The following is a 24016-nucleotide window of genomic DNA, read 5'->3' as shown; positions in this document are numbered from 1 at the left end:
GTCCACTATTGGTGGGTGGTTGGGGTGTTTCAGTTGAATAGTGTCACTGTTGTGTGACCCGTAGGTTTCCCTGCTGTTGCCCGTGTTGAGGGTGGTGGTGTGGGGTTAGGGTTACGGCGGTCATAGCGTGGGGGAAACGCCCGGTTCCATTCCGAACCCGGAAGCTAAGGCCCACAGCGCCGATGGTACTGCAGCCGGGAGGTTGTGGGAGAGTAGGTCGCCGCCGGACATTCTTTGAGGGAGGGCCTCGCACTGTTGGTGCGAGGCCCTTCCCGCATTTCTGGACTGTTTCCCCGAGAGGACGGTCCGCCACAGGCTCCGGGCACTAGCCTGGTCCCCTGAGGACCCGGCCTCGAGGCCGGCGCATGAGGAACAGAGACTGCGTTCCCGCGGATCATCGCGGCGTGACGCCCAGGAAGGACACCATGGCTGAGGACACCCCCCGAGAGCGCCGCGAGGACCGTGGATCCGAGGGCCGCGGGCCCCGTGGTGGCAATGATGGCCGGCGTCGTGGTGCTGACCGTGACGGACGTCCTCGCAGCGGTGCCGGTGACCGGCGCCGCTCCGGCGGGCCTCACGAGGACCGTCGTCGTGGCTCCGCAGACGGCCCGCGTCGTCAGGACGGGGCCGCTGACCGTGGGCCGCGTCGCGAGGAGTCCGGCCGCGACGGCGCGCGGCGTCGCTTCCGCCCGACCTCCGAGGACCGGCGGCGCGGCCCCCGCCAGGATGGCGGACGCCCCGAGCGCCGCGGTGCGCCGACGGGCCCTCGTCGCGAGGACCGCGCCGAACGACCCGCCCACAATCCCGGTGATCTCCGAGCGGCGAATCGTGCGGACCAGGAGCGCTCTCCGGACATCGACCCGGACGTGACGGGCCAGGAGCTCGACCGCGGCACGCTCAAGGAGATCAACGGCCTCGACGAGCGTCCTGCCAGCTGGGTCGCCAAGCACCTCGTGATGGCCGGTCGCTACCTGGACGTCGACCCGGCGCTGGCGTTCCAGCACGCCCTCGCCGCGTCCCGCAAGGGCGGCCGCCTCTCACGCGTGCGCGAGGCCGTCGCGCTCACCGCCTACGCGGCGGGGGAGTACGCCGACGCGCTGCGCGAGTTCCGCACCTACCGACGCATGACGGGCGACGACACCCACATCGCCGCGCAGGTGGACAGCGAGCGTGCCCTCGGCCGCACGGAGAAGGCCCTGCAGCTGGCCGCCGAGGTGGATGCCACGCGTCTGGACCGGGCGGCGCGCGTTGAGCTGGCCATGGTCGTCTCCGGCATCCGCGAGGACGCCGGCGACCTCCAGGGCGCCCATGAGGCCCTGCAGATCCCGGAACTGGACCGGCGGCGCGGCTACCCCTTCTCTCCCCGGCTGTTCCAGCGCCAGGCCGACGTGCTGCTCGCCCTGGGGCGCCGCGACGAGGCTCGGCTCTGGGCGCGTGCCGTGCGCGTGGCGGAGAAGGCCCTCGGCGTGGGCGGGTTCGCGGACCCGGAGATCATCGACGTGGACACCGAGCCGGTCGAGGACCCCCGGGACCGCCGCCCGTCCCCCCGCGAACGGCGCCACGAGCGGTATGCGGCCGAGGCCGGCGCGGAGCCGACGGCGGACGGATCCCCGGCCGAGGAGCCGGAGGCCGCCACGGAGCCGACCGAGGCGCCCCGGCCGGAGACTGCGACGGAGCCGCCGGCCGCCGTCGACGCGCCGGACGAGGTCGACCCGAACCAGCTGTCGCTGTTCGACGCCCTCGAGGCCCCGGAGGCAGACGAGCGGTGAGCACCACGTTCTTCGACGGTCACGACGGGCTGCTCTGCGACCTGGACGGCGTCGTCTACGCCGGAGGCGGCGCGATCGCCGGGGCGGTCGAGACGCTGTCGACGCTGCAGGAACGGGGCGTGCCGGTCGGGTTCGTGACGAACAACGCCTCCCGCGCGCCAGAGTCCGTGGCCGAGCATCTCCGCACGCTCGGGGTGCCCGCGCAGGCGGGGCAGGTCTTCGGCTCCGCACCGGCGGGCGTCGATCTGCTCGAGGAGACGCTCGGCCGCCGCACCGGTCGGGTGCTCGTGGTCGGCTCGGCGTATCTGCGCGCCGTGGTCGAGGAGCGGGGCTACGAGGTGGTCGCGTCCGCGGCGCAGCGTCCCGACGCGGTGGTCCAGGGCTTCGACCCCGGTCTCGGCTGGGCCGATCTGGCGGAGGCGGCGTACGCCGTGCGCGCCGGGGCCACCTGGGTCGCCACCAACCTGGACGCCTCGATCCCGCGCGCGGAGGGGATCGCCCCCGGCAACGGGGCCCTCGTCGAGGCGGTGGGCCGGGCCACCGGCACCGCGCCCGTGGCGGCGGGCAAGCCCGAGCCACGACTGTTCCGGACGGCGGCCGAGGCCCTCGGCCTGGCCCGTCCCCTCGTGGTCGGCGACCGCCTGGACACGGACATCCGCGGCGGCAACGCGGCGGGGTTCGACACGGTGCTCGTCCTGACCGGCATCGACACGCGCGAGACCGCGGCCGCCGCCCCCGGGCCGGACCGGCCGACGTGGGTCCGTGCACACCTGCCCGCTCTGCTCGCCGGCGGGGCCGAGGGCTCCGCGGACCCACGGCGTGGCTGAGACCGCACGCGCCGACGTCGCCCTGGCCGCCCGGGGCCTGGCCCGCTCCCGCACGGAGGGCGCGGCGCTCATCCGCGCGGGACAGGTCCTCCTCGACGGCCGCCCGGTGCGCCGGCCCGCCGACCGCGTGGCTGCCGACGCCACGCTGCGCCTGCGCGACCCGGGCCCGCGGTACGTCTCCCGTGCGGCCCACAAGCTCGTCAGCGCACTCGAGGCGTTCCCGGACGTGGGCGTGGCCGGCCGCCGGGCGCTCGACGCCGGGGCCTCCACCGGCGGCTTCACCCAGGTCCTCCTCGAGCGGGGCGCTGAACGGGTGGCCGCCGTCGACGTGGGCCACGACCAGCTGGCCCCGCCCGTCCGGGCCGACCCCCGCGTCCTCGTGCGCGAGGGGCTCAACGTCCGCGACCTCACGGCCGAGGACATCGACGGTCCGGTGGACCTGGTGGTCTCCGACCTGTCCTTCATCTCGCTGCGCCTCGTCCTCGCCCCGCTCGCGGGCGTGTGCCGACCCGGCGCCGAGCTGCTGCTCATGGTCAAGCCCCAGTTCGAGGTCGGGCGGCGCGCCCTGCCGCGCTCCGGTGTCGTGACCGATCCCGACGCCCGCCGCGACGCCGTCGTGGGGGTGGCCGCGGCCGCGCTGGGCGCCGGCCTCGCACCGCACGGCCTCGCCCGATCCGGCCTGGCCGGACAGGACGGGAACGCCGAGTTCTTCCTGCGGCTCCGCCGTCCCGACGCCACCGCGGCCCACGACCCGGCCAGCCGGACGAGCCCGGCCACGCCCGCCGGCGAGCGCGCCGCCGCGTGGGTCCGGGGCGCGCACATCGACTGGTCCTGACCCCCGACCGGGGGACACCGCCCGTCCACGGGCGCGGGGCCACCGGTTCGCGCGTCCGGTCTCGTGGCTATCCTGGAGCGCAGTGCCCGGCACCCCGGCTCGCGGAAGGAACCATGCCCTACACCCCCGGACGTCGCGTCCTCGTCCTGACCCACACGGGCCGCGAGGACGCCATCAGCGCGGCGCTGCAGGCCACCCGCATGTTCGCGGAGGAGGGCCTGGTCAGCGTCATGCTCGAACAGGACGTGGCCGCCATCCGCGCGGCCGCGGGGGACCCCCCGGAGTTCGCGCCGGAGGCCCTCGGGGTCGACTGCGAGCTCGAGGACATCACCCTCGGCCTCGTCCTCGGCGGCGACGGCTCGGTGCTGCGGGCGGCCGACTTCGTCCGCGGCTACAACGTGCCGCTGCTGGCGGTGAACCTGGGCCACGTCGGCTTCCTCGCCGAGTCCGAGCGCACCGACCTGCACCGCACCGTCCAGGCGATCGCCTCGGAGTCCTACGTGGTGATCGAGCGCATGGCCCTGGACGTCGTCGTGCACGTGGAGGGCCGCGAGGTGGCCCGCACGTGGGCCCTCAACGAGGCCTCCGTGGAGAAGTCCCACCGGGAGCGGATGCTCGAGGTGGTCGTGTCCGTGGACAACTCGCCGCTGACGGCCTTCGGCTGCGACGGCGTCGTGCTGGCCACCCCCACCGGCTCCACGGCCTACGCCTTCTCCGGCGGGGGCCCCGTGGTGTGGCCCTCCGTGGAGGCCCTGCTGTGCGTGCCCATCAGCGCCCACGCCCTGTTCACCCGCCCCCTCGTGGTGGGTCCGCGCTCCACGATCGGCGTGGACGTGCTCACCCGCACCCGCGAGACCGGTGTGCTGTGGTGTGACGGCCGGCGCACCGTCGAACTGCCGCCGCAGGCCCGGATCGAGGTGTCCCGGTCGGCGGAGCCGGTGCGCCTGGCCCGTCTCAACCCGACTCCCTTCGCGGAACGGCTGGTGCGCAAGTTCCGGCTGCCCACGGACGGCTGGCGCGGCCCCGTCACCGCCCAGGAGCGGGCGGGCGTGCTCCACGCGGTGGAGACCGTCGAGCCGCGGCACGCGGGGCCGCGTCCCGACGTCGTCGAACCGGCCACCATGCCGCTGTCGGTGCTCTCGCCCGCGGACATCCAGCGCCACTGCGACCGCGGGGCGCGTCACCCCGGGGAGGACGCATGATCGACCATCTGAGGATCTCAGGGCTGGGCGTGATCGGCGAGGCCACCGTGGACCTGGACCCCGGCTTCACCGTCGTCACCGGCGAGACCGGCGCCGGCAAGACCATGGTGGTCACCGCCCTGGGCCTGCTGCTCGGTGCTCGCGCCGACGCGGGCGCGGTCCGCCGGGGCTCGTCCCGTGCGGTCGTGGACGCCGGCGTGCGCGTGGCCGCGGACCACGCGGCGCTCCGCCTGGCTCAGGATGCCGGCGCGGTCGTGGACGAGGGCGACGACGGCACCCGCGACCTGGTCCTCAGCCGCAGCGTCACGGCATCGGGGGAGGGCACACGCTCCCGCGCCGCGGCCGGCGGCCGTTCCGTGCCCGTGGGCCTGCTCTCCGAGATCGGGGCCACGCTCGTGGCCGTGCACGGGCAGAACGACCAGGTCCGCCTCCAGGGCGCCGACGCCCAGCGGCACGCCCTCGATGCGTTCGGCGGCGCCGAGCTCGCCGCGGCCCTGCGGGCCTACCGCGCCGACCACGCCGCCTGGGCCGCCGCGCGTCGGGAGCGCGAGGAGCTCACCACCCACCGCCAGGAGCGGGCCCGCGAGGCCGAGGCGCTCCAGCGCTCGCTCGAGGAGATCGACCTCGCCGACCCGCAGGAGGGGGAGGACGAGGAGCTGCGGGCTCTCATCCGCCGGCTCGAGGACGTCGAGGAGCTGCGTGCCGCCTCGGGGGAAGCGCACGCCCGACTGGCCGGCCCCGACGTGGACGCGATGGACGAGACCCCCGGCGCCGTCAGCCTCGTGGAGGGGGCGCGGCAGGCCGTGCTCGCCGCCCCCGGCGACGACCCCGAGCTCGCCGCCGCGGCCGCGCGCCTGGCCGAGGCCGCCGTCGTGCTCACGGACATCGCCGGCGACCTGGCCCGCTACACCGCTGACCTGGACGCCGACGCGGCCTCCGACCTCGACGCGGCCCAGTCGCGGCTGGCCGAGCTCACACGACTGCAGCGGCTCTACGGGCCGGAGCTCGCCGACGTGATCGACTGGGCCCGGACCCAGCGTCCGCGCCTGGACGAGCTGCAGGGCGACTCCGGCCGCCTCGAGGAGCTCGAGGCGGAGGTCGACCGGCTGGACGCCGCGCTGCGCGAGCGGGCCGCGACCCTCACCGCCCTGCGCACCGCGGCCGCCGAGCGGCTCGAGACCGCGGTGACCGAGGAGCTGCACGCCCTGTTCATGCCGGACGCCTCGTTCCACGTCGGGCTGACGCCGGTCGCCGGGGACGGTCTCGGCCCGTACGGCGCTGAGGACGTCACGCTCGCCCTGCGCCCCCACGCGGGCGTCGAGCCCCGGCCCCTGGGCCGCGGCGCCTCCGGCGGCGAGCTCTCCCGCGTGATGCTCGCCCTCGAGGTGGTCCTGGCCGCCACGGACCCGGTGCCCACCTTCGTGTTCGACGAGGTCGACGCCGGCGTGGGCGGTGAGGCCGCCGTGCGGATCGGGGCCCGACTGGCCCGCCTCGCCCGCCACGTGCAGGTCATCGCCGTGACGCACCTGCCCCAGGTCGCCGCCTACGCGGACCGGCACGTGCGGGTGGAGAAGAACTCGGACCCGGCCGCGGGTGTGACCACCTCCGACGTCGTGACGCTGACGGCCGACGAGCGGGTCGAGGAGCTCGCCCGCATGCTCGCCGGCCATGGGGACTCCGCGGCGGCCCGCGAGCACGCCCGGGAACTGCTCGAGTCCTCCGCCCGCGAACGCGGCTGACCCGGTCCGCGGACGCCGCCCCGACATGAGAGGATCGCCCCATGCCTGAGATCCCCGCGTCCGCGGGACGCTCGCCCCTGCGCGACCTGCACGTCCCCCGCCCGGTGAAGAAGTCGAAGACCGTGTACGAGGGCCGAGTGTGGAACATCGCCCGGGAGTCGTTCCGCCTGGACCCGGCCGACAAGTCCCGGGAACCGCTGACCCGGGAGCTGATGGTGCATCCGGGCGCCGTGGCGATCCTCGCGGTCCGCACCAAGCTCACCACCACCGGCCCCCGCGAGCAGGTGGCCCTCGTCCGCCAGTACCGCCACCCCGTGGGCATGGAGCTGTGGGAGATCCCGGCGGGCCTGCGGGACGTGGACGGGGAGGACCTCCACCAGGTCGCCGTCCGTGAGCTGGCCGAGGAGGCCGACCTGCGCGCCCGCGAGTGGCACACCCTCATCGACTACTACACGACCCCGGGCGGCTCCAGCGAGGCGATCCGCGTGTTCCTGGCCCGTCAGATCGAGGAGATCCCCGACGGTCAGCGGCACACCCGGCAGGACGAGGAGGCCGCCATGCCGCTCGTGTGGGTCGGCCTCGACGAGGTGACCGACGCCGTCCTGGACGGCCGGGTGCACAACCCGTCCACCGTCGTCGCCGTGCTGGCCCTGGGCGCCCACCGCGCCCAGGGCTGGCGACGCCTGCGTCCCGTGGACGCGCCGTTCGTCCCCGACCGCCACGGCCCCGGGGCGGACTGGCCCGCGTGAGCACCGACCCGGCCGCCCGGGGGAGCGGCGAGGCCGAGGCCCGTGGGAGTCGTGGGGGCCGGGGCGCGGAGTCCGCGCTCGCGGCCCCGTTCCGCCGCCACCTGGAGCACCTGGCCGTCGAGCGGGGCCTCGCCGCGAACACGCTGGCCGCCTACCGCCGCGACCTCGAGCGCTACCGCCGCTGGCTCGAAGCCCACGGGGTGCGCGCCCCCGCCGACGTCGACCCCGGCCACGTCTCCGGCTTCCTGCGGGCGCTGGGCACCGGCGAGGACGGCGGGCGGCCCCTCGCGGTCCGCTCGGCGGCCCGCGTGCTCGCGGCCGTGCGCGGCCTGCACCGGTTCTGGGCCCTCGAGGGACTCACGCCCGCCGACCCCGCCCGCGACGTCCACCCGCCGAAGCCGGGCGACCGCCTGCCGAAGGCGCTCCCCGTAGAGCAGGTGACGGCGCTGCTGGAGGCCGTGCCCGTCGACACCCCCGCCGGACTGCGGGACCGCGCGCTGCTCGAGTTCCTCTACGGCACCGGCGCCCGCATCTCCGAGGTGGTCGGCCTCGACGTCGACGACGTGGTGGGGCTCGCGCAGACCGGGGACGACGGCGGCCAGCCCGTGGTCCGCCTGTTCGGCAAGGGGTCCAAGGAGCGCGTGGTGCCGATCGGCTCCTACGCGGCCGCCGCGCTCGACGCATGGCTGGTGCGGGGACGGCCCACGATCATGACGGGAGTCACACGCTCCACGCCCGCCCTGTTCGTCAACGCCCGCGGGGGCCGGCTCTCCCGGCAGTCCGCGTGGGCCGTGCTGAAGCGGGCGGCCGAGCGCGCCGGCCTCGAGGCGGACGTCTCGCCCCACACCCTGCGCCACTGCTTCGCCACGCACCTGCTGGCCGGCGGCGCGGACGTCCGCGTGGTCCAGGAGCTGCTCGGGCACGCGTCCGTGACCACCACGCAGGTGTACACCCTCGTCACCGTGGACTCCCTGCGCGAGGTCTACGCCGCCGCGCATCCGCGCGCGCGCTGAGCCCCGCACCTGATACGCTCGAGATCCGTGGTGAAACGAACTTCTCGTACTCAGACGTCCACGCGCGTCACCCGTCACGTGTTCGTGACCGGCGGTGTCGCCTCCTCCCTCGGCAAGGGGCTCACGGCCTCCTCGCTCGGCCACCTGCTCAAGGCGCGCGGGCTCAGGGTGGTGATGCAGAAGCTCGACCCCTACCTCAACGTGGACCCGGGCACCATGAACCCGTTCCAGCACGGCGAGGTGTTCGTTACCGAGGACGGCGCCGAGACGGACCTGGACATCGGCCACTACGAGCGCTTCCTCGACGAGGACCTCGACGGCCTGGACAACGTGACCACCGGCCAGGTGTACTCCACCGTGATCGCCCGCGAGCGCCGCGGCGAGTACCTCGGGGACACCGTCCAGGTCATCCCTCACATCACCGACGAGATCTGCCGCCGGATGCGCCTGCCCGCGGAGCCCCGCGGCGACCGCCCCGCCCCGGACGTGATCATCACGGAGATCGGCGGCACCGTCGGCGACATCGAGTCGCAGCCCTTCCTCGAGGCCGCCCGCCAGGTCCGCCAGGACGTCGGCCGCGACGACGTCTTCTTCCTGCACGTCTCCCTCGTGCCGTACATCGGCCCCTCGCAGGAGCTCAAGACCAAGCCCACCCAGCACTCCGTGGCCGCCCTGCGCTCGATCGGCATCCAGCCGGACGCGATCGTGCTGCGCTCGGACCGGGCCGTCCCCGACGACGTCCGCGGCAAGATTGCCCGCATGTGCGACGTCCCGCAGGACGCCGTCGTCAACTGCGCCGACGCCCCCTCCATCTACGACATCCCCCGCGTCATCCACGACCAGGGCCTCGACGCCCATGTGGTGCAGTCCCTGGACCTGAAGTTCAAGGACGTGGACTGGACCGCCTGGGACGCGCTCATGGACGCCGTGCACCACCCGGAGCATGAGCTCACCGTGGCGCTCGTGGGCAAGTACGTGGACCTGCCGGACGCCTACCTGTCCGTCACCGAGGCGCTGCGCGCCGGTGGCTTCGCCCACCGGGCCAAGGTGGGCATCCGCTGGGTGGCCGCGGACGAGTGCGCCACCCCTGAGGGCGCGGCGGCGGCGCTCGCGGACGTCGACGCCGTGTGTGTGCCCGGCGGCTTCGGCGTGCGCGGGCTCGAGGGCAAGCTCGGCGCGCTGCGGCACGCCCGCGAGCAGCGGATCCCGACGCTGGGTCTGTGCCTGGGCCTGCAGTCCATGGTCATCGAGTACGCCCGCAACGTCCTCGGCCTGGAGGACGCGGACTCCACCGAGTTCGACCCGGAGACCGCCTCGCCCGTGATCGCCACCATGGCCGAGCAGGAGCAGATCGTGGCCGGCGAGGGGGACCTCGGCGGCACCATGCGCCTGGGCGCCTTCCCCGCGACCCTGCGCCCGGGCTCCGTGGTGGCCGAGGCGTACGGCACCACCGAGGTGACCGAGCGCCACCGCCACCGCTACGAGGTGAACAACGCCTACCGCGACCGCCTCGAGGAGGCCGGCCTCGCGATCTGCGGCACCTCCCCGGACGGCGCCCTTGTGGAGTTCGTGGAGCTGCCCCGGGACGTGCACCCGTACTACGTGTCCACGCAGGCCCACCCGGAGTTCTCCTCCCGGCCGACCCGCCCGCACCCGCTGTTCGCCGGCCTCGTCGCCGCCGGCCTGGCCCGCCGCGCCGACGCGGCGGCCCGACGCTGAGGGGCTGCCGACCGGCCCGACACAGAGTGGTCACGACACGCCGTCGCCGCACCCGGCACGCGGCGTGTCGTGACCACTCTGCGAGGGCATCGCACGGATGACGACACGACGACGGCGGGCCGCCCCACCCGGGGCGACCCGCCGTCGTCGTGCGCGCGGGGTGCGGGCACCGCACCGCGAGCGAATGGGGCGACTTGCCGGAGGTGATCTGCGTCTACACCTCCGACAAGTCGCCCCGACCGCCGCTCACGAGGCTCAGCCCGCCGGCAGCTCCCGCTGCTCCGGGCCGTCGTAGGCCGAGAGCGGGCGGATCAGCGCGTTCGCGGCGCGCTGCTCCATGATGTGGGCGGTCCAGCCGGTGATGCGCGAGGCGATGAAGATCGGCGTGAACAGCTCGGTGTCGAAGCCCATGAGGTGATACGTCGGGCCGGCGGGGTAGTCGAGGTTCGGCTTGATCTGCTTGGCCTCGTCCATGGCCTGCTGCAGACCGTCGTACAGGCCGAGCAACTCCTCGCGGCCGTAGTGCTCGATCATCCGGTCCAGCGCGGCCTTCATGGTGGGCACGCGGGAGTCGCCGTTCTTGTAGACGCGGTGGCCGAAGCCCATGACCTTCTTCTTCTGGGCCAGGGCGTCCTCCATCCACGCCTTCGCTCGGGCGGCGGCGTCCTCACGGGACTCCTCCTTCCGGATGCCGATCTCGTCGAAGGTGTGCATCACGGCCTCGTTGGCGCCGCCGTGCAGGGGGCCCTTGAGCGCGCCGATCGCACCGGTCACGGCCGAGTGCAGGTCGGAGAGCGTCGAGGTGATCACGCGCGCGGTGAAGGTCGAGGCGTTGAACGAGTGCTCGGCGTACAGCACCATCGAGACGCGGAACGCGTCCACGACCTCCGGGGCGGCCTCCTCGCCGAACGTCATCCAGAGGAAGTTCTGCGAGTAGTCCAGGTTCTCGCGCGGCTCCACCACGTCCTGGCCGCGGCGACGGCGCTGGTCGTAGGCGACGACGGCCGGGAACGCCGCGAACAGCGCCTGGGCCTTCTCCAGCTCGGCCTCGGGGGAGGAGTCCTCCGCCTTCGGGTGGTTCGCGCCGAGCACGGACACGGCGGTGCGGCCGACGTCCATGGGGTGGCAGTCGGTGGGCAGCAGGTCGATGGCCTGCTTCACCTTCGGGTCGAGGGCACGGTGGGCGCGCTCGAAGCGCTCGAACGCGGCCAGCTCCTCGTCCGTGGGCAGCTCGCCCGTCCAGAGCAGCAGCGCGACGGCCTCGAACGGCAGCTGCGCGGCCAGGTCCTGCACGGGATAGCCGCGATACAGCAGGGAGTTCGTCTCCGGGTTGACCTTGGAGATCGCCGTGGTGTCCACGACGACGCCGGCCAGGCCCTTCTTGATCTCGGTCTCGGTCATGGTGTCCCTCCTCGGGGAGTGGGGCCCGCCCGCGCACGAGCGGGCCCGGTGACGGGTCAGAGGTCGGCGTGGTTGGCGCCGATGTCGAGCGTGGGCACGTCGAAGTTGAAGATGCCCGTGTCGAAGGCGTTGTAGCCCTCGTAGTCCACCAGCTCGTAGAGGCGGGCGCGAGTGAGCATCTGCTCCACCCGCGACTGCTGGGTGCCCTCCTCCTTGATGGCGTCGAGCACGCGCTCGGCGGCGCCCATCGCGGAGCGCAGCAGGGTGACCGGGTAGATCACCATCGCGACGCCGGCGTCGGCCAGCTGCCGGCGGGTGAACAGCTCGGACTTGCCGAACTCGGTCATGTTCGCCAGGACCGGGACCCCGAGGGGCTCCAGCTCGCGACACACGGTCTCGAACTCGCCGATGTCCTTCAGGGCCTCCGGGAAGATCGCGTCCGCCCCGGCCTCCACGAGCGCCTTCATGCGGGCGATCGCGGCGTCCAGGCCCTCCACGGCACGCAGGTCGGTGCGCGCCATGATGAGGAAGTTCGGGTCCCGGCGGGCGTCGACGGCGGCGGCGATGCGCTTGACCGCGGTGTCGAGGTCCACCATGTTCTTGCCGTCGAGGTGGCCGCACCGCTTGGGGTTGAACTGGTCCTCGATGTGGCAGCCGGCCAGGCCGGCGTTCTCGAACTCCTGCACCGTGCGGGCCACGTTCATCGGCTCGCCGAAGCCCGTGTCCGCGTCGATGAGGCACGGCAGGTCCGTGAGGCGGGCGATCTGCCCGCCGCGCACGGCCACCTCGGTGAGCGTGGTCAGCCCGACGTCGGGCAGGCCCAGCTCGTTCGCGAGCACGCCGCCGGAGATGTAGACCCCGGGGAAGCCCTTCTCCTGGATCAGCTTGGCGGTCAGCGGCGTGAACGCGCCCGGGAACTGCTGGGCGCCGCCCTGCTGGAGGGTCTGCCGCAGGTCGATCCGCTTCTGTTCGGCCGTCTTCGTCGAGTACAGCATCAGAACAGGCCCTTCGGGGCGGCGGCGAGGTCGGCCTCGGACAGGAACGCCGGGTCCGCCAGGATGTTCAGCTGGTCCAGCTCGCCGGGCTGCAGCTCGGCCACGCGCTCGGCGGCGGCCAGGAAGCGGTCCTGCTCCTCCTTCGAGACGATGCCCTCGGCCAGGGTGCGGAACTTCTGGATGTACTGCTCGCGGGCGAACGGCCGGGCGCCGAGCGGGTGGGCGTCGGCCACGGCGATCTCGTCGGTGATGACGGTGCCGTCCTTGAGGGTGATCTCCACCGCTCCGCCGAACGCCTTCTCCGCGAGGTCCAGCGAGTGGTAGCGGCGGGTCCACTCCGGGTCCTCCACGGTGGTCACCCTGTGCCAGAGGGCCACGGTGTCCTCGCGCTGGGCGCGCTCGGGGGCGTAGGAGTCCACGTGGTGCCAGGAGCCGTCCTGCAGGGCCACGGTGAAGATGTAGGGGATCGAGTGGTCGAGGGTCTCGCGCGAGGCGGTCGGATCGTACTTCTGCGGGTCGTTGGCGCCCGAGCCGATCACGTAGTGGGTGTGGTGCGAGGTCTTGATCAGCACCGACTCGACGTTCGCCGGGTCGGTGGCCTCCGGGTGCTCCTTGTGGAGCTTGCGGGCCAGGTCGATCCACGCCTGGGCCTGGTACTCGGCCGAGTGCTCCTTGGTGTAGGTGTCCAGGATGCCGCGCTTGGGCTCGCCCTGCTCGGGCAGCGGCACCTCGTAGGAGGCGTCCGGGCCGTCCAGCAGCCAGGCGATCACGCCGTCCTCGCCCTCGTAGATCGGGACGGGCGAGGTCTGGCCGCGCATGGCGCGGTCCACGGCCTCGACGGCCATCTTGCCCGCGAACGCCGGGGCGTGGGCCTTCCACGTGGAGATCTCGCCCTTGCGGGACTGGCGGGTGGCGGTGGTGGTGTGCAGGCCCTGGCCGATGGCCTGGAAGATGGTCTCGGTGTCCAGGCCGAGCAGGGTGCCGATGCCGGCGGAGGCGGAGGGGCCGATGTGGGCCACGTGGTCGATCTTGTGGCCGTACAGGTTGATGGACTTCACGAGGTCCACCTGGATCTCGTAGCCGGTGGCGATGCCGCGGATCAGGTCCTTGCCGGAGCGGCCGGCGTGCTGGGCGACGGCGAGGATCGGCGGGATGTTGTCGCCCGGGTGGGAGTACTCGGCGGCCAGGAACGTGTCGTGGTAGTCCAGCTCGCGGACGGCCACGCCGTTGGCCCACGCGGCCCACTCGGGGGAGACCTTCTGCTCCACACCGAACACGGAGGCGCCCGCACCGCCGGTGGAGACCGGGTGGGACAGGGCCTGGGCGCGGGCGGCGACGATCGGGCCGCGCCGGAGCGAGGCGACGGCGACGGAGGCGTTGTCGATGATCCGGTTGATGATCATCTCCTCGACCTCGGGCAGCACCTCGACGTCGTCGACGGCCACCTTGGCCAGCTTCCAGGCCAGCTGGTCCTTGCGCTCGAGGTTCTCCTCGGAGCGGTGGACGCGTACGTGATGGTTCTTCATGGTCGGTCTCCTTCGGTGGGGGTCAGCAGGGTCGGGGTCTCCTCGGCGCGACCGCGCCGGGTCAGATGGTGGAAGGCGTGGTGCAGGTGGACCCGCGTGGTCGCCTCCGCGAGGTCCGCGGCGCCCGAGCCGACGGCGTCGGCGATGTCCGCGTGCTCCGCGGCGGAGGCCGCGAGGCGGGCCGGGTCGTCGGCGGCCAGTCGGCGCAGGCGCGCCAGGTGCAGGCGCAGGGTGCGCAGGGTGGAGACGAGGTAGGGGTTCGCGGCGGCCTCGTCCAGCCGGCTGTCCAGCTCGGCCGTCATCGCGTAGTAGTCCGCGGGGTCGGTCCCGCCGCGCAGGGCCGTCTCGGCCTCCTGGAAACGGCCCGCGAGGACCGAGAACCGCTCGGCCGCCTCCGGGGTGGCCCGCTGCGCGGCCCGGCGCGCCAGGAGGGACTCGAGGGCGATGCGCAGGTCGAACAGCTGGTCCGCCTGCTCGAGGGACAGGTCGGCGACGACGATGCCCCGGCCCGGTGCCTGCTCGGCCAGGCCGTCGGCCACCAGGCGGGAGAGCGCCTCGCGCAGAGGGGTGCGCGAGATGCCCAGGCGTTCGGCCTGCTCCACCTCGCCCAGGCCCGCGCCCGGAGGGAGGGACCAGTCGAGGATCTCCGCCCTCAGGGCCTGGTACGCCCGCTCACTCGCTCGCATGCGGCCAGTGTATACACAACAGTCCCGCCGAGGGCAGGGGGCGTGTCCGGTGCGCGCGTCGGACGACGCCGTCGGAGGGGAGTGTCGTCCTGCGTGAGGATGCCGGGTGCCGTGCCCCTGGCGGGGGACGCCCGTGCGCCGGCATGCCCCACTCGCAGCGCGAGAAATGTATACAGATCTCTTGCCCCGTGTGATCCACGGCACTACCCTGGGCGCATGGCGACCCACGATGCCCCCACCGAAGACCGCCCCTCCGGCGCGTACGCCGACGCCCACGCCCGCTCCCTCCGCGACCCCGAGGGGTTCTGGCTCGAGGCGGCGCGCGCCATCGACTGGACCGTCGCGCCCACGCGCGCCCTCGACGACTCCGCCGCGCCCCTGTACCGCTGGTTCCCGGACGGCGAGCTGAACACCGCCTTCAACTGCCTGGATCGGCACGTCGAGGCGGGCCGCGGGGACGCCGTCGCGCTGATCCACGACTCCGCGATGACCGGCGAGGTCACCCGCTACACGTACGCCGAGCTCACGGACGCGGTGGCCCGTCTGGCCGGCGCCCTGGCCGCGCGCGGCGTCGGCAGGGGCGACCGCGTCCTCGTGTACCTGCCGATGATCCCGCAGGCGCACATCGCGATGCTGGCATGCGCACGGCTCGGCGCGGTGCACTCCGTGGTCTTCGGCGGCTTCGCCCCGCGCGAGCTCGCCTCCCGCATCGACGACGCCGCCCCCGACGTCGTGCTCACCTGCTCCGGCGGCATCGAGCCCAAGCGCCGGGTCGAGTACCTGCCCGCCGTGGCCGAGGCGCTCGAGACCGCCGCGCACCCCGTGCGCACGGTGCTGGTCCACCACCGCGAGGGCTTCGAGACCGCGCTCGCGGACGCCGACGGACGCGGGGGCGCGAGCTGGGAGGACTGGGGCGAGGCCGTCGCGGCCGCCGAGCCGGCCGACTGCGTCCCGGTGCAGGCCACCGACCCGCTGTACGTGCTCTACACCTCGGGCACCACGGGCAAGCCGAAGGGCGTCGTCCGGGACAACGGGGGCCACGCCGTCGCCCTGCGCTGGACCATGGAGCACATCTACGACGTCGGCCCGGGGCAGGTGATGTGCACGGCCTCGGACGTGGGCTGGGTCGTGGGGCACTCCTACATCGTCTACGGCCCGCTGCTGGCCGGGGCCACCACGGTGATGTACGAGGGCAAGCCCGTGGGCACGCCCGACGCCGGCGCGTTCTGGCGGCTCATCGAGGACCACGGCGTGCGCTCCTTCTTCACGGCCCCCACGGCGCTGCGTGCGATCCGCCGCGCCGACCCCGAGGGCGAGCTGCTCCAGGCCCACGACCTGTCCTCCCTGCGGCACTTCTTCGCCGCGGGCGAGCGCCTGGACCCGGAGACGCAGCGGTGGATCGAGGGCCTGCTGGGCATGCCGGTGATCGACCACTGGTGGCAGACCGAGACCGGCTGGGCCATCGCGGCGAATCCGGTGGGTCTGGAGCAGCTGCCGGTGAAGATCGGCTCGTCCTCGGTGCCCTCGCCGGGCGTCGATCTCGTGGTCCTGGACGGCCTGGGGGAGCCCGTGCCCGCCGGGACCGAGGGCAACATCGCCCTGCGGCTGCCGCTGCCCCCGGGCACCCTGCCCACCCTGTGGCGCGACGACCAGCGCTACATCGACTCCTACCTCAGCGCGTTCCCCGGCCATTACGCGACCGGTGACTCCGGCGTCGTGGACGAGGACGGCTACGTGTTCGTGCTCGGCCGCACCGACGACGTCATCAACGTCTCCGGACACCGGCTGTCCACGGGCGTCCTCGAGGCCGCCCTGGCCTCCCACCCGGCGGTGGCCGAATGCGCCGTGATCGGCGTCGCGGACCCGCTCAAGGGCCAGCGGCCCTCGGGCTACGTGGTCCTCAAGTCCGACGTCGAGACGCCCGAGCCCGGCTCCGAGGCCGAGGCCGCGCTCCTGGACGAGCTGCGTCAGGCCGTGCGCCGCGAGGTGGGCCCGGTGGCGGACTTCCGCGACGTCGTCGTGGTGGAGGCGCTGCCCAAGACCCGCTCGGGCAAGATCCTGCGCAAGACCATGCGGCAGATGGCCGACGGCGAGGAGTACGCGGTGCCCTCGACCATCGAGGACCCCGCCGTGCTCGAGGCCCTGGCCGGGGTGCTGCGCCCGGCCCGCTGAGCCCCGCTCACGTGCGGCCGGCCCAGCGGTACTCCTGCTCGGGCCGGCCGCGGCCGCCGTGCCGGGCCGAGCGCCGCACCCGCCGGATCCGCTCGAGGTGCTCGAGGTAGCGCCGGGCCGTCACGCGGGAGATGCCCAGGCGATCGCCCACCTCGGCCGCGCTCAGGGCGGTCTCCGGGTCCGCCCCCAGCAGGTCCATCACCTCGCGCAGGGTGCCCTCGGTCAACCCCTTGGGCAGGGCCTCGGCGCGCCGCTCGCGGGAGACGCGGAAGACGGCGTCCACCTGCTCCTGGCCGTCGAGGGCGCCGTCGCCGGCCAGCATCGCCGAGGCGGCGCGGAACCCGCCCAGCCGATCCGCGAACTCGTCGAACCCGAACGGCTTCACGAGGTACTGCGTCACCCCGTAGGCGACGGCGCGGCGCACCACCGGCAGGTCGGTGGCCGCGGTGAGCGCCAGCACCCCGCCGTGGAAGCCGGCCGCGCGCAGTTGGTGCAGGAAGTCCAGGCCGTGCCCGTCCGGCAGGTTCATGTCCAGCAGCACGACGTCGAACGGGAAGCGCCCGTCCGCGTGCAGGCCCGCCGCGGCCACCTGCCGCGCGGCCAGCAGGGAACCGGCCACCGCGGCCACCTCGAAGCCCGGCAGCCGGTCCAGGTGCGCCACGTAGGTCTCGGCCGTCAGCTGCTCGTCCTCGACGACGAGCACCCGGTACGGGCGGGCGGTCATGTCTCCTCCTGGGGTCGGGGGTCGCGGGGCACCTCGACGGTGAACACGGTGCCCGAGTCGGTCGCGACGTCCGCGACCCCGCCGGCCTCCTCCGCGATCCGCCGCGTCAGCCACAGCCCCATGCCGCGTCCGGCGGCGCCGACGGGCTTCGTCGACCAGCCCCGGTCGAAGAGTCGGCCGCGGTCCGCGTCGGAGGGTCCGGGGCCGCCGTCGGCCACCTGCACGAGCAGGCCCGCGTCGTCCGAGACCACCTCGACGTCGACCCACCGGTCTGCCGCGGACAGGTCCGGTGCGGCGGCGTCGAGGGCGTTGTCCACCAGGTTGCCCAGCACGGTCAGCAGGTCGAGCGGGCGCAGTGGGGCGGGCACGGTCAGCTCGGCCGACCAGGTCAGCGCCACGCCCCGCTCACGCGCCTGGGCGGCCTTCGCGTCGAGCAGGGCGGCGAGGACGTCGTCGGAGGCCTCCTCGTCCGCGGCGCGGCGGGACAGCACGGCGCGAGCCGCCTCCAGCCGGCCCGACTCGACGAGGGCGAGGGCGGTGTGCAGCTGGTTGGCGTGCTCGTGCGTCTGCGCGCGCAGCGCCGTGGTCAGGGTGTGGGCCACGGTGAGCTCGTCGCCGAGCCGCTGCAGGTCGGTGCGGTCGTGCAGGACGAGCACGCGCGATCCCGCCGGGGCGGTGGTCACGCCCTCGCGGGCGGCCGCGGCGAGGGCCGTCGGCGGGACCGACCCGCCGGGGTCGGAACGGCCGGGTGCCCGCACGACCCGCTGCTGCACCACGAGGACCCGCCCGCCGACGGCGAGGCTTGCCTCGCCGCCGACCGCGCCCGGCAGGGCCGCGGAGAGCTCGGTGGGCAGTCGAGGCTCGCCCTCGCCCTCCCAGCCGAGCAGGCGCGCGGCGGCGTCGTTGTGCAGGCGGACCCGGCCGTCCGGGGCGAGGACCACCACGCCGGCCTCGAGCGAGGCCATGGCCGTCTCGGCCAGCAGGAACTGCTCGGCGATCTGCTCGGGGCCGCGTCCGAGCGTCACCCGGTTCAGATACCGGCCCACGAGCCACGCGACGAGCAGGCCGACGGCGGCCACGGCGGCCGAGCCCAGCAGGATGCCGGGGATCTGCGCCTCGGCCATGATGGTGACGTCGGAGATCTGCACGCCCATCGTGACCACGCCCAGGACGGTGCCGTCCTCCGGGTCCACGACCGGTGCGAGCGCGCGCACCGAACGGCCCGCGGCACCGGTGTTCGAGAGCTCCACGACGGTGTCCCCGGCGACGACGGCGTCCACCGGCCTCGGGTAGCGGACACCGACCTGCTCGGGGCGCCAGCTCGCCAACCGCATCCCGTCCGGATCCATCACGGTCAGCCACGAGACCTGCGCCTCGGCGATCCAGCCGTCGATCCCGGCCTGCAGGGCGGGGGCGTCGCCGACCCGCAGGGCCGAGACGAGCGCGGGGTCGCGCGCCACCAGGGTGGTGACGCCCTGCACGTGGCGCTCCTCGACGCGCAGGGCCACCTCGCGGGCCTGGAGGTAGGCGCTCCACACGCTGAACAGGGCGATGGCCGCCACGAGCGCCACGTGGACCACGGCGATCCGCCGGGCGATCGACCACGGGTGGCGCATTCCTCTCCTCCCTCGGGCCGGCGACGCGCCGGTCCACCCCCACGATCCTGCAGCCCGCGGGCCGCCGTGACCACTATGACCGCAATCGTGACCGACACCACCCCGGCCCGCGAGAGTGGTCACAACCCTCCCGCGCCGCTGCGGACCGTTCGGCGGCGCGCCACCACCGCACAGAACGGAACGCCCGATGGCGCACACCCCACCGGCCGAGACCTCGGCCCCGCCGGCCCCGGCGACGAAGAAGGACCGCACCCACTGGCTGTACATCGCCGTGATCGCCTCGGTGGTGCTGGGCGCCGCCGTCGGCCTGCTCTTCCCCGAGTTCGGCAAGTCCCTCAAGCCCCTGGGCGACGGCTTCGTCTCCCTCATCAAGATGATGATCGGCCCGGTCATCTTCTGCACGATCGCCCTCGGCGTCGGCTCGATCGCCAAGGCCGCGACCGTCGGCCGCGTGGGCGGCATCGCCCTGGTCTACTTCATGGCGATGTCCACGTTCGCGCTGGCCGTCGGCCTCGTCGTCGGCAACCTCATCCATCCCGGTGAGGGCCTCAAGCTGACGCCCTACGACCCGAACAAGCCCCAGGCCGCGGTGGACGGCACCGTCCAGTTCCTGCTGGACATCATCCCCGGCTCCCTGCCGGTGCTGCCCACCCTGTTCATCGCCCTGCTCGTGGGCTTCGCCCTGCAGCAGATGGGCCCGGCCGGCGCCCCGCTGCTGCGTGGTCTCACGCTGATCCAGGGCGTCGTGTTCCGCATCCTCATGATGGTGATGTGGGTCGCCCCGATCGGCGCCTTCGGTGCGATCGCCGCCGTCGTCGGCTCCACGGGCTGGTCCGCGATCGGCGCCATGGCGCTGCTCATGGGCACCTTCTACCTGACCTGCATCGCCTTCATCGTGGTGGTGCTCGGCACCATCCTGAAGGTCGTGACCGGCCTGAGCATCCTGTCCCTCATGAAGTACCTGGGCCGGGAGTACCTGCTCATCTTCGCCACCAGCTCCTCCGAGACCGCCCTGCCCCGTCTGATCGCCAAGATGGAGCACGCCGGCGTGGACAAGTCCGTCGTGGGCGTGACCGTGCCCACCGGCTACTCCTTCAACCTGGACGGCACCGCCATCTACCTGACCATGGCCGCGCTCTTCGTCTCCAACGCGATGGGCGCGGAGATGAACCTCGGCGAGCAGATCGGCCTGCTGGTCTTCATGATCATCGCCTCGAAGGGCGCGGCCGGCGTCACCGGCGCGGGCATGGCCACGCTCGCCGCCGGCCTGCAGGCGCACCGACCCGAGCTGCTCGGAGGCATGGGCGTGATCGTGGGCATCGACAAGTTCATGTCCGAGGCCCGCGCCCTGACCAACTTCACCGGCAACGCCGTGGCCACGCTCCTCGTCGGCCGCTGGGTGGGCGAACTCGACGGCGAGCGCGCCCGGCGCGTCCTCAGCGGCGAGCTGAAGTTCGACGAGGCGACCGTGGTCGGCCACGACGGCGCCGCGCACGACCCGCAGCAGTCCCCGACGGTCGCCGAGCAGGCCTACGAGGGCCACCCCGACTCCAGCCTGAACTTCACCATGGCCGCCGACGGCGACCGGAACCCCACCCGCTGACGGAGGCGGCGGGCCCGCGCGGCACGCCGCACCGTCGACCACCGGCGACGCCGGGGACGAGCCTGGACACAGGCCCGTCCCCGGCGTCGCCGTCGTCCTGGGAACGCCAGGCACTAGGGTGGGGGGAAGATCCGGACACGCCGACGACGGCGGCCGCGGCGCGCCGCGGCCCGCGGCCGGGCGTGCAGACCACCGTGGAAGGAGCCGGCGCCGCCGTGACCTCGAGAGAACCGATCCCCGTGATGACCATCCACGGTGAGCCCGTGCTCGGGCCCACCGGCCGGCCCAAGCACGACTTCCCCGAGCCCGCGCCCCTGACCTCGCACGGCCCGGCGCGGATCATCTCGATGGTGAACCAGAAGGGCGGCGTCGGGAAGACGACCTCCACCATCAACCTGGGCGCCGCGCTCGCGGGCTACGGCCGCAGGGTGCTCATGGTGGACTTCGACCCGCAGGGCGCCCTCTCGGCCGGCCTGGGTGCGAACCCGCACGAGCTCGACACCACGGTGTACAACGTGCTCATGGAGCGGTCGGTGACCGCGAAGGACGCGATCCTGTCCACGGACTTCGAGAACATGGACCTGCTGCCGGCCAACATCGACCTGTCCGCGGCCGAGGTGCAGCTCGTCAACGAGGTGGCCCGCGAGCAGGTCCTCGAGCGCGCGCTGCGCCAGGTCCGCGACGACTACGACGTGGTCCTCATCGACTGCCAGCCCTCGCTGGGCCTGCTGACCGTCAACGCGCTGACCGCCTCCCACGGCGTGATCATCCCGCTGACCGCCGAGTTCTTCGCGCTGCGCGCGGTCGCCCTGCTCGTCGAGACGATCGAGAAGGTGCAGGACCGGCTGAACCCGGACCTGGAGATCGACGGCGTGCTGGCCACGATGTTCGACCAGCGGACCCTGCACTCCAAGGAGGTCGTGGGCTCGCTGGTGGCCGGCTTCGGGGACCGCGTGTTCGAGACCGTCATCAAGCGGTCCATCAAGTTCGCCGATGCCACGGTGGCGGCCACGCCCATCACCCTGTTCGCCGAGAACCACGACGGCGCCAAGGCCTACCGGCAGCTCGCCCGCGAGCTGATCTGCCGCGGCGGCGCGCCGTGACCGTCCGCTGAGCGCCGACGACGCCGGCCCGGTCCCGTCGCGGGACCGGGCCGGTTCTCTGCGCGCTCGCGGCCGGGGGAGCGGTGGTCGGGAGACGAGACGCCGCCGATCTGCGAGAATGGAGCCGGGCGTGTCCGTCTCCGGGCCGTCCCTCACCCCCTGACCCGTCCGCCGCCGGCCCGACCGGCGCCGTTGACGCGCACCCGAAAGGACGCCCTCCGCATGAACTCCCGCAAGCCGCGAGGCTCCGGACGCACCCCCGCCGTCGGTCGACGGGGCGGCCCGTTCCAGGAGCGCGACTACCAGCGACAGATCGGTGCCCGCCGCGGCGCCGCCGGCCCCCGCGAGGAGGCCCCCTTCGACGAGGACGCCGTGCCGCGCACCCGCGGTCGCCGCGGCCGCGGCGCCGGAGCCGCCCGGGCCAAGGCCGCCCACCTCGACCGCATCCACGACGAGTCGGGCGAGCGCCTGCAGAAGGTGCTGGCCGCGGCGGGTGTGGCGTCCCGGCGCGTGAGCGAGGACCTCATCGCCGAGGGCCGCGTGGAGGTGGACGGCGTCGTCGTCACCGAGCCCGGTGTGCGCGTGGACCCGGCCCGGGCCGTGATCCGGGTGGACGGCATCTCCGTGCAGACGGACGTGACCAAGCAGTACTTCGTCTTCAACAAGCCCCGCGGCGTGATCTCCACGATGGTGGACCCCGAGGGCCGGCCCTCGATCGCCACCTACCTCAAGCCCGGGCAGGAGCACCTGTTCCACGTGGGCCGTCTGGACAACGAGACCGAGGGCCTGCTCATCCTCACCAACGACGGTGAGCTGGCCAACCGCCTCACCCACCCCAGCTACGAGGTCCCCAAGACCTACGTGGTGCAGACCCGCGGCCCGCTGGCCAAGGGCGTCTCGAACCGTCTGCGCGAGGGCGTGGAGCTGGAGGACGGCGTGGCGCAGGTGGACTCGTTCAAGCTCGTCGACTCGACTCCGGGCCACGTGCTCGTCGAGGTCGTGCTGCACTCGGGCAAGAACCGCATCGTGCGCCGCATGTTCCAGGAGATCGGCCACCCGGTCGAGCGGCTCGTCCGCGTCAAGGTGGGCCCCATCCTGCTGGGCGACCAGAAGCAGGGCACCGTCCGCGCGCTCAACGCGCAGGAGCTGGGCCACCTCAAGGCCCTGGTCGGCCTGTGAGCGCGCCCGCCGAGTCCGCCGCCGCGCTCGGTGACGGCCCGGCCGGGATCCCGCAGCCCGTCCTCGTCCGGGGGACCGGTCTGCTGGGCACCTCGATCGGCATCGGGCTGAGCGCGGCCGGTGTGGACGTGCGCCTGCACGACCCCTCGCCCGCCGCCCTGGCCGTGGCCGCGGACATCCGCGCCGGACGCCCCGCCCGCCTGGACGCCGAGGGCGACGACCTCGACGCCGCCCCGGGCCTCGTCGTCGTGGCCGCGCCGCCGGACGTGACCGCCGACGTCGTGGTGGACTCGCTGCGCCGCTGGCCCGCGGCCGTGGTGGTGGACATCGCGTCGGTGAAGGAGGCGGTCGCCGCGGGCGTGCGCGCCGCCGTCGACGACGGCCGCCTGGCCCCGCAAGACGCCGACCGGTACCTCGGGACGCACCCGATGGCCGGCTCCGAGCGGTCCGGTCCCGTGGCGGCCCGCGGCACCCTGTTCACGCAGGCGCCGTGGGTGCTGTGCCCGACGGACACGACCCAGCCGGCCGCCCTCGCGGCCGGTCGGGCGCTCGCGCTGACGCTGCAGGCCACCCCGTACCGGATGGCCGCCCGCGCCCACGACGAATCGGTCGCGCTGATCTCGCACCTGCCGCAGATCGCCGCCTCGCTCGTGGCCTCCCGCCTGCAGGACACCCCGGACCAGGCGCTCGCCCTGGCCGGCAACGGGCTGCGGGACACCACCCGGATCGCGGCGTCGGACCCGCAGCTGTGGGTGCAGATCCTCTCCGGCAACGCCGGGCGGATCGTGCCGGCGCTGCACGGGCTGCGGGCGGACCTGGACCGGCTGATCCGCACCCTGGAGGACCCCTCCGCCCCCGGGGCCCGGCTGGACATGGCGCAGCTGATCGCCGAGGGCAACGCCGGTCGGGCGCGGGTGCCCGGCAAGCACGGGGCGCCGCCGCAGGCGTTCGCGGTGGTCACGGTGATCGTGGACGACGCCCCTGGGCAGATCGCGGCCCTCCTCGACGAGGTCGGCCGCACGGACGTGAACGTGGAGGACCTGCGGCTCGAGCACGCCTCGGGCCACCGGGTCGGCATGGTGGAGATCTCCGTGCTGCCCGGCCGCAGGGACGAACTCGTGGCGGCGCTGACCGCCGCCGGATGGAAGGTGGTCTGAG

General features: G+C 73.9%; 19 protein-coding genes and 1 rRNA gene. 14 read left to right on the top strand and 6 right to left on the bottom strand.

Annotated elements, in window-relative coordinates:
- Nucleotides 1–112: 112 nt before the first annotated feature.
- The 9 genes from rrf (at nt 113) to pyrG (ending at nt 9853) form a co-directional block, all read left to right on the top strand.
- Nucleotides 113–229, top strand: a 5S ribosomal RNA gene (gene rrf, locus AC3RKA_RS06950).
- 637 nt (nt 230–866) lie between these two features.
- Nucleotides 867–1769: a hypothetical protein gene (locus AC3RKA_RS06945; RefSeq protein WP_186321661.1), complete on the top strand. Its 903-nt coding sequence runs from the start codon at nt 867–869 to the stop codon at nt 1767–1769.
- Entirely contained in the window at nt 1766–2596 is an 831-nt protein-coding gene (locus AC3RKA_RS06940) for an HAD-IIA family hydrolase (RefSeq protein ID WP_002855866.1), read from the top strand. Before AC3RKA_RS06945 ends, AC3RKA_RS06940 begins: the two co-directional genes overlap by 4 nt.
- On the top strand, nt 2589–3431 hold the full coding sequence (locus AC3RKA_RS06935) for a TlyA family RNA methyltransferase (RefSeq protein WP_002855867.1): 843 nt from the start codon (nt 2589–2591) through the stop codon (nt 3429–3431). The genes AC3RKA_RS06940 and AC3RKA_RS06935 overlap by 8 nt, the downstream gene beginning before the upstream one ends.
- A gap of 113 nt (nt 3432–3544) precedes the next feature.
- Entirely contained in the window at nt 3545–4633 is a 1089-nt protein-coding gene (locus tag AC3RKA_RS06930; RefSeq protein WP_002855870.1) for an NAD kinase, read from the top strand.
- Complete coding sequence (gene recN / locus AC3RKA_RS06925) at nt 4630–6372, top strand: DNA repair protein RecN (protein WP_002855872.1); 1743 nt, start codon at nt 4630–4632, stop codon at nt 6370–6372. The genes AC3RKA_RS06930 and recN overlap by 4 nt, the downstream gene beginning before the upstream one ends.
- A 41-nt stretch (nt 6373–6413) precedes the next feature.
- Nucleotides 6414–7121 carry an NUDIX domain-containing protein gene (locus AC3RKA_RS06920; RefSeq protein ID WP_002855873.1) on the top strand — a complete coding sequence of 236 codons (708 nt, stop codon included), beginning with the start codon at nt 6414–6416 and terminating at the stop codon, nt 7119–7121.
- Nucleotides 7118–8134, top strand: coding sequence for a site-specific tyrosine recombinase XerD (xerD, locus tag AC3RKA_RS06915; protein WP_002855875.1), 1017 nt, complete (start codon nt 7118–7120; stop codon nt 8132–8134). Before AC3RKA_RS06920 ends, xerD begins: the two co-directional genes overlap by 4 nt.
- 9 nt (nt 8135–8143) lie before the next feature.
- Complete coding sequence (pyrG, locus tag AC3RKA_RS06910; RefSeq protein WP_081091340.1) at nt 8144–9853, top strand: CTP synthase; 1710 nt, start codon at nt 8144–8146, stop codon at nt 9851–9853.
- A 255-nt stretch (nt 9854–10108) separates the two neighbouring features.
- Here pyrG and AC3RKA_RS06905 read toward each other — a convergent pair whose 3' ends face one another.
- From AC3RKA_RS06905 to AC3RKA_RS06890, 4 genes are read right to left on the bottom strand one after another with little or no spacing between them, the layout of a single operon-like run.
- Nucleotides 10109–11254: a bifunctional 2-methylcitrate synthase/citrate synthase gene (locus AC3RKA_RS06905; protein WP_002857407.1), complete on the bottom strand. Its 1146-nt coding sequence runs from the start codon at nt 11252–11254 to the stop codon at nt 10109–10111.
- 56 nt (nt 11255–11310) lie between these two features.
- The gene (gene prpB / locus AC3RKA_RS06900; protein ID WP_489727028.1) at nt 11311–12249 is read right to left on the bottom strand and encodes a methylisocitrate lyase; all 939 of its coding nucleotides are present in this window, start codon (nt 12247–12249) and stop codon (nt 11311–11313) included.
- A complete protein-coding gene (locus tag AC3RKA_RS06895) occupies nt 12249–13775 on the bottom strand; it encodes an MmgE/PrpD family protein (protein WP_489727027.1) in 1527 nt (508 codons plus the stop codon). Before AC3RKA_RS06895 ends, prpB begins: the two co-directional genes overlap by 1 nt.
- Nucleotides 13772–14461, bottom strand: a complete 690-nt coding sequence (locus AC3RKA_RS06890) for a GntR family transcriptional regulator (RefSeq protein ID WP_387100609.1) — start codon at nt 14459–14461, stop codon at nt 13772–13774. Before AC3RKA_RS06890 ends, AC3RKA_RS06895 begins: the two co-directional genes overlap by 4 nt.
- Before the next feature lie 216 nt (nt 14462–14677).
- On the opposite strand from AC3RKA_RS06890, the gene AC3RKA_RS06885 reads away from it, so the two are divergent.
- Entirely contained in the window at nt 14678–16633 is a 1956-nt protein-coding gene (locus AC3RKA_RS06885) for an AMP-binding protein (RefSeq protein ID WP_489727026.1), read from the top strand.
- A 7-nt stretch (nt 16634–16640) separates the two neighbouring features.
- On the opposite strand, the gene AC3RKA_RS06880 is transcribed toward AC3RKA_RS06885, so the two are convergent.
- Both AC3RKA_RS06880 and AC3RKA_RS06875 read right to left on the bottom strand, forming a co-directional pair.
- On the bottom strand, nt 16641–17357 hold the full coding sequence (locus AC3RKA_RS06880; protein WP_049160928.1) for a response regulator: 717 nt from the start codon (nt 17355–17357) through the stop codon (nt 16641–16643).
- A complete protein-coding gene (locus tag AC3RKA_RS06875) occupies nt 17354–18973 on the bottom strand; it encodes a sensor histidine kinase (RefSeq protein WP_489727025.1) in 1620 nt (539 codons plus the stop codon). The genes AC3RKA_RS06880 and AC3RKA_RS06875 overlap by 4 nt, the downstream gene beginning before the upstream one ends.
- 187 nt (nt 18974–19160) lie before the next feature.
- Between AC3RKA_RS06875 and AC3RKA_RS06870 the strand changes: the two genes are divergently transcribed.
- The 4 genes from AC3RKA_RS06870 to AC3RKA_RS06855 all read left to right on the top strand — a co-directional run bounded on the left by AC3RKA_RS06870 (nt 19161) and on the right by AC3RKA_RS06855 (nt 24015).
- Nucleotides 19161–20576 (top strand): cation:dicarboxylate symporter family transporter, encoded by a 1416-nt coding sequence (locus AC3RKA_RS06870; RefSeq protein ID WP_489727024.1) that lies wholly within the window; start codon nt 19161–19163, stop codon nt 20574–20576.
- Nucleotides 20577–20818: 242 nt separating this feature from the next.
- Nucleotides 20819–21679 carry a ParA family protein gene (locus AC3RKA_RS06865; protein WP_036315755.1) on the top strand — a complete coding sequence of 287 codons (861 nt, stop codon included), beginning with the start codon at nt 20819–20821 and terminating at the stop codon, nt 21677–21679.
- A gap of 222 nt (nt 21680–21901) precedes the next feature.
- Nucleotides 21902–22858, top strand: a complete 957-nt coding sequence (locus tag AC3RKA_RS06860; RefSeq protein ID WP_049160937.1) for a pseudouridine synthase — start codon at nt 21902–21904, stop codon at nt 22856–22858.
- Complete coding sequence (locus AC3RKA_RS06855; RefSeq protein WP_115166124.1) at nt 22855–24015, top strand: prephenate dehydrogenase; 1161 nt, start codon at nt 22855–22857, stop codon at nt 24013–24015. The genes AC3RKA_RS06860 and AC3RKA_RS06855 overlap by 4 nt, the downstream gene beginning before the upstream one ends.
- Nucleotide 24016: the final 1 nt, after the last annotated feature.

This window comes from Micrococcus sp. iso_229 (genome assembly GCF_058072725.1).
This window is presented reverse-complemented; position numbering and strand designations above follow the sequence as displayed.